Here is an 11,954-nt window from a genome sequence, read left to right on the forward strand (position 1 = left end):
TGCGCCGTTCTCGCCCATCAGCGCGTGCACCGAATGCGGCCGCGCTTCAAAGCTGATATGCGCCAGGGCTTTCACACCAGGAAACTCCTTGCCGATGCCATTGAAACGCAGGGCTGCGCCGCTCATTTCCACAGGCCGATCTTGGTCAGTTCTTCCTGGAAATTGGCGCGGGTGATCAAGGTCACTTCGTCCATGGCGGTGTATTTGGCCGGTTCCTTGCCGGTGGTGACCCACTCGTACATCGCCAGCGCGGTGTTGTAGCCCTCGATATGCGGGCTGGGCAGCATGGAACCGAAGAAGCCGCTGTCGGCTTTCTTCAATTCGCCAATGGCGTCGGTGCCATTGATGCCGATGCCGATCACGTTGGCGGCCTTGAAGCCGGCGCTCTCAGTAGCGCGCACACCGCCGAGTACGGTGTTGTCGTTCATGCCACCGATGATCAGGTTCTTCGCCCCGCTCGGCAACTTGACCAGGGCCGAGTTGGTGGCGTCCATGCTGCCGGGAACATCAAGGGTTTTCAGCGCAGCGGTGAGGATGTGGTCCTTGGGAATACCGGCCTCTTCCAGTGACTTGATCGAGCCGTCGGTGCGTTTCTTGCCGGTGTCGAGTTCGTTGAAGGTGTTGATCACCGCATAGGTGTCCTTCCAATCCCAACCGCGTTTTTTCGCTTCGGCGGCCATGGCGGCGCCCTGCTTCTGGCCCACCTCAAACGCGGCCATGCCCAGGTACGGCACGTCTTCCATGAAGTTGCCCTTGGCATCGACAAAGCGGTCATCCACGGCCATCACTTTCAAGCCGTTGACCTTGGCCTTGGCGACAATCGCAGGGCCCAGGGACACGTCCGGCGGGCAGATCACGAAGCCTTTGGCGCCGTTGGCGGCCAGGCTGTCGATGGCCGACAAGGTCTTTTCGCCATCGGGCACGGCGATCTTGATCACGGTGAAACCATGCTCCTTGCCGGCTTTTTCCGCGAATGCCCACTCCGTTTGAAACCAGGGTTCCTCGGCCTGCTTGACCAGAAAACCGATCTTCACTTCTTCAGCCGATACCCAGCCGCAGAACGCCATCGCCAGTGCCACGGCACCGAGTGTTTGCTTGAACATGGACCACCTCCTTCTTGTTATTGAAAAACGCTTTAGTCGTGGTACATCACAGACCGCCCGCCATCGATCATCAGGCAAGTGGCGTTGATAAAGGGCGCCTCGTCGGTCGCCAGAAACAGTGCTGTCATGGCCACTTCGATGGGCTGGCCAATGCGTTTGGGCGGGTGCAGGTCGAACGCACGCTGGCGTTCGGCGTGGGGGTCAGGGAAACCGTTCCAGTAGTCGACGTTGAGCTGGGTTTCGATATAGCCGGGGGCGATGGCATTCACGCGGATGCCTTTGGGCGCGTACTCGATACCCAGGGCACGGGTGAGGCCGAGCAGGCCGTGCTTGGCGACAGGGTAAGGAAAGCAACCGGGAATGATGTGGCTGGAATGGGTGGACGCGATATTGATGATGTTGCCGATACCTTGCTCGATCATGTGCGGCAACACCGAGCGGCAGCCGTACCAGGCACCGTCGAGGTCGATGGCGAAACAGCGGCGCCAGTCCTCGTCGCTCATCTCCAGCGGGTCACGGAACACGTTGACGCCGGCACAGTTGACCAGCACATCCACACGGCCAAAGCGCTCGATGGCTAGGTTGACCAATGCCTGCCACTGATCCTTGGAAGTGATATCAACCGCGTGGGCGTAAACCTGCGCACCGTGTTCGCGCCAATGAGCGGCGATCTTCTCGACTTTGTCGCCCTGGATATCGGCAATGATCAACCGCGCCTGCTGGGCCTGGAAACAGGCAACGATGGCTTCGCCAATGCCTTGGGCGGCGCCAGTGACGATCACCACCTTGTTCTTCAGCCGCTCGCCGTAAGTCGGCTCGGGCACGGCGGGTAGGGACAACGGTTGCGCCTGCATCGCTTCACCTTTTTATTTTTTGTAGTGAGTGCTGATGCTGGCGACTATAAACCCATCGCCTGAAATATCTCAATATATAAATTATCGTCCCATATAATGGGCGGCGCTTGAAAAAATGTGGGAGCGGGCTTGCTCGCGAAGGCGGTCTGTCAGTTAAAGCATGTGCTGACTGATACACCGCATTCGCGAGCAAGCCCGCTCCCACATTCGATCTTTAGTGACTATACGAAAGAGGTTTCAGCCCAGGGCGAAGTCGCGCAGGGCATCGCCTTCCATGCGATAACGCACCCATTCTTCCTGCGGCTGGGCGCCGATGGATTTGTAGAAAGCGATCGCGGGCTCGTTCCAGTCCAGCACGCTCCATTCAAAGCGTCCGCAACCATTGTCAAAGGCGATCTTGGCCAAGTGGCGCAACAACTTCTTGCCCGCCCCGCCGCCGCGTTGCTCCGGGTTGATGTACAGGTCTTCGAGGTACAGGCAGTTACTGCCCAGCCACGTCGAGTAACTGAAAAAGAACACCGCAAAGCCAATCGGCAAGCCGTCGCGCAAGCAGATCAGGCCATGGGCCGTGGCGCCTTCGCTGAAGAGGCTGCGCTCGATGTCCACCACGCTGGCGATCACTTCATGCCGAGCTTTCTCGTACTCGGCAAGTTCAGTGATAAAGGTCAGGATCTGCGCAGCATCGCTGGGCACGGCGGGGCGAATCTCGATGGTCATGGGCGAGCCTTGGGCAAATTCAAAGGCCACATACTAAGACGGTTTGATGGCCGTTTGCAGTGCAATTGATGCCGACGAGCGCGTTTCACTCCGGCGCGGGGTGATGCAAGCATCAGCAACCACAGAACAAAGCCTGCGCACGCCCATGGTAAACAATGAGCATAAATCCAACGATCAGAGACCTGCTCATGCACGCTACGCCACCCGTGGGCACGAAGACATTCGCGCTGTTCTGCCTCGCCAGTTTTCTGTTGTCGCTGTCTTACGGCTCGACCTTTTTGTTGTCACTGCTGATCCATGCCCGTGGCGGTAATGAACACGACGCGGGCAGTGTCATTGCCACGGCGATGCTCAGCACCTTTGTAGCGGTCGTGCTTTCCGGGCATCTGGCTGACGCGCTGGGCGCGGCGCGGGCCATTGCAAGCACCGGCGTATTGTTGGTGGTGGCCTGCCTGGGGTTTGCCCTGACGCCAGGGTTTGGCCAAGGCTTGATGCTGTTTGGATTGTCTCTTGGTTTGGGCTGGGGCGTGTTTTATACCCTGGGCCCGATCATCGTGACGCTGCTGGTGGAACCGCGCCAGCGGGCCAAATATTTCGCCTTGCTCTCGGGCAGTATGTTGAGCGGCATAGGTTCCGGCCCTTTGCTGGGACGCGCCGCCACTGCGCTGGACCTGCCCCTGACAACCGCGTTCTATATCGCCGGGCTCGCCAGCCTCGCCGGGGTGGTGATGTTCTGGCGCATGGGCTCTCGGTTGCGACAGCACGCGAATGTGCCAACCGCCAGCATTTCCTGGCGCGCAAGCCGCCGCGTCCTGTCTTCCAAGGCGGCGTTTGCCATCCTGATGGTCGGACTGGGCGGCTGCGTATTCGGGGGGCTGTCTTCGTTCCAGACCAGCTATGCCGTGGCCCATAAGCTGGACTATTCACTGTTCTTCGCGGGTTTCCTGACAGCGGCTATTACCAGCCGCCTGCTGATCGCCGGTTTCGTGGTCAAGCGCGATGCGTACCAGGCTGCCTGCGTGTTATCCGGGGTAATGTTCGGCGCGATCGCGCTGTTCGCGTTTGGTGTCAGCGGCAACCTCAGTTATGTGCTCGCCGCCGCCACGCTAGGGATCGGGTATGGCCTGACGTATTCGGTGATCAACGGCCTGGTGGCCAACGAAGCGCCCAGCGGCACCACTTCTCAGGCGTTGTTGCTGTTCAGCCTGGCGTACTTTATCGGCGTCTTCGGGTTTCCCTGGCTCGCAGGCAAGATCATCGTCGACTTCGGCCTTGCGACAATGATGCTGAGCGTACTGGTGATCGCCGCACTCAATTGGGCGATCACGGTGGCGCGCTTGATAGCGCGCCGGGTATCGGCACACAAAGTGATACAGGTGACCTGATACCGTTCGTCGCCATCCCGGCACGATCAGCAATCGCGGGCAGACCAATACAGGGTAAGGACATTAATTATATGGAGACACCCTGATGAAACATTCCAAATTTGCTGCCCTCGCCCTCACCGGCCTGTTGTCTGCCGCGTCCTTGAGCGCCTTCGCGGCTAGCTCGACCACTGGCCCCACCGATCCAACGCCGGACGCCACTACCGAATCGCAAAAATCGATGGGCACCGGCATGGACACCAACGGTGGCGCGATCATCGACAACAGCGCTGACCCGCGCACCAAAGGCAACGACACCCAGCGCCAGGCACCGGCGGCCGTGGGCAACGGCAAGATGGGCCCTGGCACGAGCAACAATGAGCCGAAGATCAACAAGGGCGACGACTCGAACATCCCCGGCGCGCAGAAACAACCAGCGCCTTGATGCACCCTTGGTACGACCAACGCCCGACCATTTCCCCGTGAAGAGGTACGCATGAACGTCGATAGAAACCTTGAAAAAGAAGTCCTCACCCGCCTGCTGCACGCCCACCCGCAAGGCTTGGGCAAGGAGGTGCTGGACAATTACCGCGGTGAAAAAGAGGTCGCCAGTGTCTTGGCGTTCCTGCAGGACCGCGGTCTGATCAAGGATGGGCATGTGACCACCGACGACGCCGGCGAATACGCGTTGAACCTGCCGATCAAGCTCACCGCTTCGGGTGTGGATGAGGCGCGCAAGCTCGACGCTCAAAGCACTGAGTAATCCATTTCTGGCCTGGCCCCGCGACCGGGGCCAGAAGGAGTTTTAGCGATGCCTCGTGGAAGCAAAGCCAAATACACCGACGAACAGAAACGCAAGGCCGCTCATATCGAAGACAGTTATGAGCACAAGGGACTGCCCAAGGACGAGGCCGAAGCCCGCGCCTGGGCCACGGTGAACAAACAGTCTGGCGGTGGTGAAAGAGCCGGCGGATCAGGTCGAGGCAAGGCGCCGGCCAAGAAGGCCCAGGACCGGCAGGAATCGGCCAAGCGTGCCGCTGCCAGCCGTGAAGGCCACCCACGCAGCAGTGGGGCTTCGCTGGGTACGCAGACCAAGGAAAGTTTGATGAAAGAAGCGCGGGAAAAGAATATTCCGGGACGCTCGACCATGCGCAAAGATGAGTTGATCCAAGCCCTGAAAAAAGCAGGTTAAACGCAGAACCCCTTGTGGGAGCGGGCTTGCTCGCTCCCACAGGGTTGTGCGTATTTATTCAGCCAGCAATGCGTCGACTTCGGTGACGCCAGGTGAGGTGGCCGGCCCCCAGCGGGTTACCGCCAATGCCGCCGCTGCGTTCGCTCGACGCGCCGCCTCAACCGGTTTCAAGCCCTTCGCCAACCCGGCAATAAATACCCCTGCATGCGCATCCCCCGCACCATTGCTGTCCACCGCCTTAACCTTGAAGCCAGGTACATGCTCAGTCTGTGCCCCACGCCCTACCCAGCAACCATTTGGCCCATCACGCACAACCAGCAGTGCCTGCACGTGCTGACTCAGCATGGGCAGCGCCTGACTCATATCCGCCGCCCCGGTAAACGCGAGGGCTTCAGGGCCATTGCTGGTCCAGATGTCGATACGCGGCAACAACGCGCGCATCAACGCCGAGTCCGGCGCCTTGACCAGCGGGCCTGGGTCGAACACCACCACGATCTCTCGCGGCAGCGCCAGCAGCCAGTCAAGCAACGGCTGTGCCTTACCTTCAAGCAGCAAGCTGTAGCCACTGACGTACACATAATCATCAACACGCGGGACGATCTGAGCCAAGTCGTCGGCGCTCAGCTCACCCTCGGCGCCGAGATGGGAAATGAAGGTGCGTTCGGTGCTCGCTTCAGTCAGCGACACGCACAACCCGGTATCTTTGCCAGCGCTGGCCGCCAAGGTCATTTCAATACCTTCGGCCTGCATCGCGGTGCGCGCCAGCTCGCCAAAGCGCCCTTCGCCATGGCGACCCAGGTAAACCACCGGCAACCCATTGCGCCGCGCCGCAGCCATTACGTTGAAACCGCCACCGACCTGGAAACTGGCGGAGTTGGCCAGCACGTCACCGCCGCTTGCCGGCAGGGTGTCGAGGCCCATGACCAGGTCGACAATGACCTGGCCGGTATGCAGCAATCTAGACATTGGCGCTCTCTGCTAAAGCAGGACGACGGTCAGCCGCGCCGCCCAGTACTGCATATAGTCCGCCGGCTACCAGGAAGGTCACGATCCAGCCCAGGCCGTTATGGCCCAGCCAGGAGTCGGACAACGGCCCGGCAAACCAGATGTTTTCGGCGGTGGTGCCGATGGTGGTGAAGCTGAACCCCAGCACAATGGCCACGGCCCAGGCGCCAAATGCACGCCACTCCACACCGCCGCGATACCAGTAGGCACTGCTGGGGCTGACGTCCAGCAGGTCGGTGGGGCTGTAGTAATGACGGTGAATCAAGTCGACCACGAAGATCCCGACCCACGCCGTAATCGGCACCGCCAGCAGCGAAATGAAGGTGATGAACGGGCCATAGAAGCTGTCGGCGATCAGCATGAAATAGATGGAGCCAGCAAAGATCGCGACGATATCGACAATCACCGCGTGCACGCGCTTGACCTTCAAACCCAGGGTCAACGTCGTCAGACCGGCCGAATACACCGACAGGTTGTTTGACAGCAACAGCCCGCCGAACGCGGTGATCAGGTAAGGCACCGCCATCCAGGTCGGCAGCATGTCGCGGATTGCGATGATCGGATCGGTGGCCGACGCCAGGTCGTTGTTGCCCACCGACAGCAGGCCGCCCAGGGTAATCAGCAACACCAGCGGAATACCCGCGCCAAAAGCGGCGCTGGCCACCAGGCGTACAGCCTTGACGCTGCGGTGCTGGTAGCGCGACATATCGGCACCGGCGTTGGCCCAACCAATGCCGGTGCCGGCGGCCATGGTGCCTACGCCAATGATCATCGCGCTCAACGGCGCCGGGGTGGCGTTGAACACCGCACTCCAGTCGATGGTGGCGCACAGAAAGCCGCCCACCAGAATGTTCAGGCCGCCGAATACGTAGGTCGCCCACTTCTGGATCACCAACAACGTGGCGTGGCCGAGGCCCGATACGGCCAGGGTCAGCAGCACGAAGATGGCAATGAAGATCAGGGTGAGCAGCGGCGCGCTCTTGGCCTCCACTGCCGAGCCGAACAGGATAGAGCTCAACGACAACAACACGAAGGCTGCGGTGGTGGTGTTGACGGTTTCCCAACCCAGGCGCGACATCAGCGACACCAAGGTCGGGCCGATATTGCCGCGCACGCCGAAGATGGCGCGGGACAAGGTCAGGCTGGGCGCGCGACCACGGCGACCGGCAATGGAGATAATGCCAACCACGGCAAAGGAGCCAGCGGCGCCAAGAATCGCGACGATGATCGCCTGCCAGATGGCCAAGCCACGAAACGCCACCAGCGTTGCACCAAGGGGCAAACCGAGGATGCTGATATTGGCCGCGAACCACACCCAGAACAGTTGCAGCGGATGGCCGTTGCACTCACCTTCCGGGACCGGCTCGATGCCGCGTGTTTCCAGTTGCCCGGCGCTTTGGCCGGAAGAGGGACTGCTCATGAAAGGGTGCTCCTGGTGCCTGTATTGTTGTGGTTGTGGCAGCGAGTCGAATCTTTATCCAGTCTTCCTGACTCAACGCTTTTGAATGTGGGAGCTGGCTTGCCTGCGATTGCGGTGGGGCAACCCGCCCAGCGGCCACTGGAAAACCGCTACGCAGGCAAGCCAGCTCTCACATCAGATTTGTGTTTATCGCAAGGCCAACAACCCTTGGACCAAGGGTTGCACATCCAATCCATTGACCCGCTTGACCTGTTCAACCAACGCCTCAGGCCAGCACTGCATGCCCAGGCACGCCCCCAGCATGGCGCCGAGAATCGCGGCAATGGTGTCGGTGTCGCCGCCCAGGCTGGCCGCCAGGCACAGGGCTTCGAAGGCATTCATATCACCTGACGCCACTTGCTGGGCCAAGGCAAACGAGACCACCACCGATTCCTGGGAAGCCACCGAAGTACCGATCAACTCGTAAAGCAGGTCGGCAAACAACGCTTTGTCGCCGCTGCCGACGCTCAAGGTGCGAGCCCAACTGATGCGGGTAGAAATGCGTCCGCCCGCGATCCAGTGACCATGGCTTTCAGCCTGTCGGGCAATCTGGGTGCCGATATTCAGGGCTTCCCCCAGGTCCACGCCATTGATGCCTGCCGAGACCACCGCCGCCACGGCCGCAGCGCTGGAAATACCCAGGCTGGTGTTATGCGTGACCTGGCACGCCTGGATCACCGCCTGGACAAACCGCCCCGGGTCGCCAACATCGACGGCGATGCCCACCGGGGTAATGCGCATGGCCGCGCCATTGGTAGTGCCGTAGCGCCCGGATTCTTCCGGGGTATGGCCGGCGAGGATCATGTCGATCGCGCGCTTGGTGGACGGCCCGAGCAAGTCCTGGGAACCCTTGGCGCGCATCCCCGCTTCCCAGTCGATCAGGCGCTGGGCAAGCACGGCGGGCTCGATCTGGCCCTGGCCTTGCACCAGTAACTCGGCAACCAGGATGGCTTGTTCGGTGTCATCGGTGATGGAACCGGCAGGCATGTTGGGCGCAATTGGCTGGTCCGCGTCGGCGTCTTCCAAGGCGGTGATAGCACCGAAGCGCTGTTGAACCTGTTCGCGGCTCAAGGATTGGGTGGGCATGCCCAAGGCATCGCCCAGGGCCAGGCCATAAAAGGCGCCAAGTGCGCGATTTTCTCGGCTCATTTCGACGCTCCAAACTGCAGATGCAGGCGAAAGTGCAACGGGTCAAGCAGGCTTTCGACATGCTCCATGAAACGCTCGCGACGATCATAGGTGGTGCGCGACGCCTTGAGAAATACCGTACCGCTGGGGCGCCCGAGTAATTCGGCGTCTTCATCACTCAGGGGTTCGGCACCGATCCACTGGTCGCCGTCGGCCCCGACGTAGCCGTAGGCGGCCAGGGTGATGGTCAGGGAATTATCGATCAGCCCAATGTGGGGCAGGTTTTCCAGGTCGCCAACGGCCGGCATCAACGAGCGTTCCAGCGACACCGCTATACCGTCAGCCGTGCGCCGGAGGCGGTCGAGGGTAATGAACTGGTCGGTGCCGAAACGGCTGAACAGATCCGGGCGCGTCACGGTCTCGAAACGCAGGGTATCGGTGCTTACTTGGGCCCCCGTATCGGCCAGGGCCTGGGCCCAACCGCTGCGTTGGTCCAACACCATGCCGTCAAAGGTGACAATCGAACCGACGCCGCTTTGGGTGGCGATGTAGTTGCGACGTTTGAGCTCGGCCAGCGCCTCGCGCAGCGTGCCCCGGCTGACCGCAAACTCCTCGGCCAGTTGGTGCTCGCCCGGCAATAGGAAACCGTCGGCCATGACGCCACCTTCGATACGGCGGATGAGCTCATCGACGACGCGTTTTTTCTTATCAAATCGAACATGTCTAATCATGTACAAATTGATAACCGAAAGCCCGCGTTTACCGCAAGAGGATTATTTCAGGCTGAAGACAAAAACCGCCTCAGGGCTCCAGGCCGATGGGGAAAAACTCCCCGCCGCTCCAGACGCCAAGCCAGTTCTGACCGTTGATCGGACGGCTCACCGCCAGCTCCACCAACTGGTAAAAAACGTTGCGATGCACGAGGGCTTCGAGGTTGGTGCGAACGCGCACATAGGGGGCTGGTTCCTGGGTGATGGGGTCGGTCACCACCCGCAGCGGGTGTTCGAGGCCTGCCTCGAGCTGTTCGTCGACGTTGGTGGTAAAGCGCAATACCTGGCTTTCGCCCTGCCCTTGCACATCCAGGGTCACTGCGACAAACGGCGCATCATCGACACGGATGCCGACCTTCTCCACGGGCGTCACCAGGAAATAATCATCGCCATCGCGGCGGATGATGTTGGAGAACAGCTTGACCATCGGCTTTCGCCCGATGGGTGTGCCCTGGTAGAACCAGGTGCCATCGCGGGCGATGCGCATGTCGATGTTGCCGCAGAAATCCGGGTTCCACAGATGCACCGGTGCCGGCCCCTTGCCCTTGGGCAGTTGGGCCAATAAATCATTGGCCTTGGCGGAATCGGTCATGGCGGGCTCCTCTGTCTTACTGATCACTCATACCCAGCAAACCGCGGGCGTATTGCGCCAGGGGGCGGGCGATCAAATCTTGTGGCGATGTGTCGTGGAACGTCAGTAAACCGCCACGACTGCGAATACGTGCAGTATCAATCAAATACTGGGTGCTGGTCTCGATCAACATGACTTGGATCACCCCGCTGTCCAGGCCAAGGCGGTCCAGGGCTTGTTGGTCGGTCCACTCGTCGGCGTTGCCGATACGGTCATCGGCTGCCGCAAAGCGGCAATACAGCAGGTAATGAGCACCGGCGGCACGGGCTTCGGTCATGGCCTGTTCAAGACCTTCCGGCTGGCGGGCGCGACGCACCATGGGGAAATATTCGACGAAGCCATTGAAGGCTTCCTCGGCCACCACATTGGGCCGCGGGTAGGCGCTGCCCGGCGGCACGAAGGCGCCCTGGGCGATAAACACAAAGGAGTCCGGCTGTATGCGCACCGAGGCAGTACGGCGCGTATCGCTGTGATCGAGCAGTCCGGCATCGCTCATCTGATAGCGGGTGCCTTCGGCCATATCACTGACGGTCATGCAACCACCCAGGGCCAATGACGCCAGCAGCAAAACCAGACTACGCATCCTAATCCTCCAGAGGCCGGTGACAGGAAACCGGCGAATGGGGCGTGGGATGCAGAATCCGCGCCAGTCAGCTGCGCCACAAATCAAATGTGTGAACCCGCAATGTCTACCTTAGCCACCAATGATCTTCATGATCGTGGCACCGCCGGAGAACGCCACTTCCTGCTTGTCGGCCAAGGCTTTCATCAACAAGCCCTGCAACGCTGGCAACGCTTGATGGCGCGGCTGATCGAGCAAGTCACCGACATAATGGCGATTGCTGGACGACAGGCAGCCATGCAGCCAACCAGTAGAGGACAACCGCAATCGCGAACAGGTGCGGCAGAACGGTACGCTCTCGTTGGCGATCACACCGAAGAAGCCCTTGCCCGGCACTTCGTAGCGTACCGCCGTCGCATCGACGGGTGCGTTGGCTTGCAGGTATTCGTGTTGCTCGCCGATCAAGCTGAGCAGCTGTTGCAAGCTGACAAACTGTTGCAGGAACGCGTTGGAGTCTTTGGCCAGGTGCCCCATGCGCATCAGTTCGATAAAGCGCAGCTCGTAGCCTCGCGCCAGGCAGTAATCGAGCAGCGGCATCACCTGGTCCAGGTTCTGGCCGCGCAACGGCACCATATTGACCTTGATCTTGATCCCGGCAGCACTGGCCTGGTCCATGCCATCGAGCACGGTGGCCAGGTCGCCGCCACGGGCGATGCTGCGGAAAGCGTCGGCATCCAGCGTGTCGAGGGAGACATTGATGCGTCGTATACCAGCGGCCACCAGCAACGGCAGTTTACGCGCCAGCAGTTGGCCATTGGTGGTCAGACTGATGTCGCTCAGGCCCATCTGCCCTACCGCCCCCATGAAGGCTTCCAACTTGGGGCTGACCAACGGCTCACCGCCGGTAATGCGCAAGCGCTCGATACCCGCCGCTTCTATCAGGTAAGCCACGCCTCGGGCCATGGCCTCGGCCGACAGTTCATCCTGGGCAGCCACCAGCCGCTTGCCGTCAGGCACGCAATAGGTACACGCATAATTGCAGGCTGAAGTCAGGCTGATCCGCAAATTGCGAAAACGCCTGCCTTGACGATCAACGATCATGGATCACTCCGGCAGAGGATAATTCGGGCGCGCTAAAAGCTGACTCATAACTCAGCTTTTAGCAAGGT

At 60.6% G+C, this 11,954-nt stretch carries 14 protein-coding genes; 4 read left to right on the forward strand and 10 right to left on the reverse strand.

The genetic code is table 11. The annotated features are described in order from the left end of the window. Positions 1-122: 122 nt before the first annotated feature. The 3 genes from BMH52_RS24790 to BMH52_RS24800 all read right to left on the reverse strand — a co-directional run bounded on the left by BMH52_RS24790 (position 123) and on the right by BMH52_RS24800 (position 2,674). Entirely contained in the window at positions 123-1,103 is a 981-nt protein-coding gene (locus tag BMH52_RS24790) for a substrate-binding domain-containing protein (RefSeq protein ID WP_014719544.1), read from the reverse strand. Positions 1,104-1,135: 32 nt separating this feature from the next. Beyond that, on the reverse strand, positions 1,136-1,957 hold the full coding sequence (locus tag BMH52_RS24795) for an SDR family oxidoreductase (protein WP_014719545.1): 822 nt from the start codon (positions 1,955-1,957) through the stop codon (positions 1,136-1,138). 237 nt (positions 1,958-2,194) lie between these two features. Then, positions 2,195-2,674 carry a GNAT family N-acetyltransferase gene (locus tag BMH52_RS24800; RefSeq protein WP_010208407.1) on the reverse strand — a complete coding sequence of 160 codons (480 nt, stop codon included), beginning with the start codon at positions 2,672-2,674 and terminating at the stop codon, positions 2,195-2,197. Positions 2,675-2,862: 188 nt separating this feature from the next. On the opposite strand from BMH52_RS24800, the gene BMH52_RS24805 reads away from it, so the two are divergent. The 4 genes from BMH52_RS24805 to BMH52_RS24820 all read left to right on the forward strand — a co-directional run bounded on the left by BMH52_RS24805 (position 2,863) and on the right by BMH52_RS24820 (position 5,230). Next, a complete protein-coding gene (locus BMH52_RS24805; protein WP_073845372.1) occupies positions 2,863-4,059 on the forward strand; it encodes an MFS transporter in 1,197 nt (398 codons plus the stop codon). 85 nt (positions 4,060-4,144) lie between these two features. Then, complete coding sequence (locus tag BMH52_RS24810; RefSeq protein WP_020301899.1) at positions 4,145-4,483, forward strand: hypothetical protein; 339 nt, start codon at positions 4,145-4,147, stop codon at positions 4,481-4,483. A gap of 51 nt (positions 4,484-4,534) precedes the next feature. After that, the gene (locus BMH52_RS24815; protein ID WP_014719548.1) at positions 4,535-4,801 is read left to right on the forward strand and encodes a hypothetical protein; all 267 of its coding nucleotides are present in this window, start codon (positions 4,535-4,537) and stop codon (positions 4,799-4,801) included. Between the two features lie 48 nt (positions 4,802-4,849). Beyond that, positions 4,850-5,230, forward strand: a complete 381-nt coding sequence (locus BMH52_RS24820; RefSeq protein ID WP_073845374.1) for a Rho termination factor N-terminal domain-containing protein — start codon at positions 4,850-4,852, stop codon at positions 5,228-5,230. A 54-nt stretch (positions 5,231-5,284) separates the two neighbouring features. On the opposite strand, the gene BMH52_RS24825 is transcribed toward BMH52_RS24820, so the two are convergent. The 7 genes from BMH52_RS24825 to BMH52_RS24855 all read right to left on the reverse strand — a co-directional run bounded on the left by BMH52_RS24825 (position 5,285) and on the right by BMH52_RS24855 (position 11,886). After that, positions 5,285-6,196 (reverse strand): PfkB family carbohydrate kinase, encoded by a 912-nt coding sequence (locus BMH52_RS24825; protein ID WP_073845376.1) that lies wholly within the window; start codon positions 6,194-6,196, stop codon positions 5,285-5,287. Next, positions 6,189-7,655 (reverse strand): cytosine permease, encoded by a 1,467-nt coding sequence (locus BMH52_RS24830; RefSeq protein ID WP_014719551.1) that lies wholly within the window; start codon positions 7,653-7,655, stop codon positions 6,189-6,191. The genes BMH52_RS24825 and BMH52_RS24830 overlap by 8 nt, the downstream gene beginning before the upstream one ends. 186 nt (positions 7,656-7,841) lie before the next feature. Beyond that, positions 7,842-8,843, reverse strand: a complete 1,002-nt coding sequence (locus BMH52_RS24835) for an ADP-ribosylglycohydrolase family protein (protein WP_073845378.1) — start codon at positions 8,841-8,843, stop codon at positions 7,842-7,844. After that, positions 8,840-9,553 carry a GntR family transcriptional regulator gene (locus BMH52_RS24840; RefSeq protein ID WP_014719553.1) on the reverse strand — a complete coding sequence of 238 codons (714 nt, stop codon included), beginning with the start codon at positions 9,551-9,553 and terminating at the stop codon, positions 8,840-8,842. The genes BMH52_RS24835 and BMH52_RS24840 overlap by 4 nt, the downstream gene beginning before the upstream one ends. Positions 9,554-9,623: 70 nt before the next feature. Continuing rightward, on the reverse strand, positions 9,624-10,184 hold the full coding sequence (locus tag BMH52_RS24845; protein WP_014719554.1) for a DUF1285 domain-containing protein: 561 nt from the start codon (positions 10,182-10,184) through the stop codon (positions 9,624-9,626). 16 nt (positions 10,185-10,200) lie between these two features. Then, positions 10,201-10,806 carry a DUF4823 domain-containing protein gene (locus BMH52_RS24850; RefSeq protein ID WP_019817202.1) on the reverse strand — a complete coding sequence of 202 codons (606 nt, stop codon included), beginning with the start codon at positions 10,804-10,806 and terminating at the stop codon, positions 10,201-10,203. A gap of 111 nt (positions 10,807-10,917) precedes the next feature. After that, a complete protein-coding gene (locus tag BMH52_RS24855; protein ID WP_019817203.1) occupies positions 10,918-11,886 on the reverse strand; it encodes a GTP 3',8-cyclase MoaA in 969 nt (322 codons plus the stop codon). Between the last annotated feature and the right edge of the window lie 68 nt (positions 11,887-11,954).

Origin of the sequence: Pseudomonas sp. BTN1, assembly GCF_001907715.1 — a bacterium.
Classification (GTDB): domain Bacteria; phylum Pseudomonadota; class Gammaproteobacteria; order Pseudomonadales; family Pseudomonadaceae; genus Aquipseudomonas; species Aquipseudomonas paracarnis.

Bases quoted from the DNA above. Each gene is read 5' to 3' on its own strand.
- BMH52_RS24790 (WP_014719544.1), bottom strand. From the start codon at position 1,103: ATGTTCAAGCAAACACTCGGTGCCGTGGCACTGGCGATGGCGTTCTGC.
- BMH52_RS24795 (WP_014719545.1), bottom strand. From the start codon at position 1,957: ATGCAGGCGCAACCGTTGTCCCTACCCGCCGTGCCCGAGCCGACTTAC.
- BMH52_RS24800 (WP_010208407.1), bottom strand. From the start codon at position 2,674: ATGACCATCGAGATTCGCCCCGCCGTGCCCAGCGATGCTGCGCAGATC.
- BMH52_RS24805 (WP_073845372.1), top strand. From the start codon at position 2,863: ATGCACGCTACGCCACCCGTGGGCACGAAGACATTCGCGCTGTTCTGC.
- BMH52_RS24810 (WP_020301899.1), top strand. From the start codon at position 4,145: ATGAAACATTCCAAATTTGCTGCCCTCGCCCTCACCGGCCTGTTGTCT.
- BMH52_RS24815 (WP_014719548.1), top strand. From the start codon at position 4,535: ATGAACGTCGATAGAAACCTTGAAAAAGAAGTCCTCACCCGCCTGCTG.
- BMH52_RS24820 (WP_073845374.1), top strand. From the start codon at position 4,850: ATGCCTCGTGGAAGCAAAGCCAAATACACCGACGAACAGAAACGCAAG.
- BMH52_RS24825 (WP_073845376.1), bottom strand. From the start codon at position 6,196: ATGTCTAGATTGCTGCATACCGGCCAGGTCATTGTCGACCTGGTCATG.
- BMH52_RS24830 (WP_014719551.1), bottom strand. From the start codon at position 7,655: ATGAGCAGTCCCTCTTCCGGCCAAAGCGCCGGGCAACTGGAAACACGC.
- BMH52_RS24835 (WP_073845378.1), bottom strand. From the start codon at position 8,843: ATGAGCCGAGAAAATCGCGCACTTGGCGCCTTTTATGGCCTGGCCCTG.
- BMH52_RS24840 (WP_014719553.1), bottom strand. From the start codon at position 9,553: ATGATTAGACATGTTCGATTTGATAAGAAAAAACGCGTCGTCGATGAG.
- BMH52_RS24845 (WP_014719554.1), bottom strand. From the start codon at position 10,184: ATGACCGATTCCGCCAAGGCCAATGATTTATTGGCCCAACTGCCCAAG.
- BMH52_RS24850 (WP_019817202.1), bottom strand. From the start codon at position 10,806: ATGCGTAGTCTGGTTTTGCTGCTGGCGTCATTGGCCCTGGGTGGTTGC.
- BMH52_RS24855 (WP_019817203.1), bottom strand. From the start codon at position 11,886: ATGATCGTTGATCGTCAAGGCAGGCGTTTTCGCAATTTGCGGATCAGC.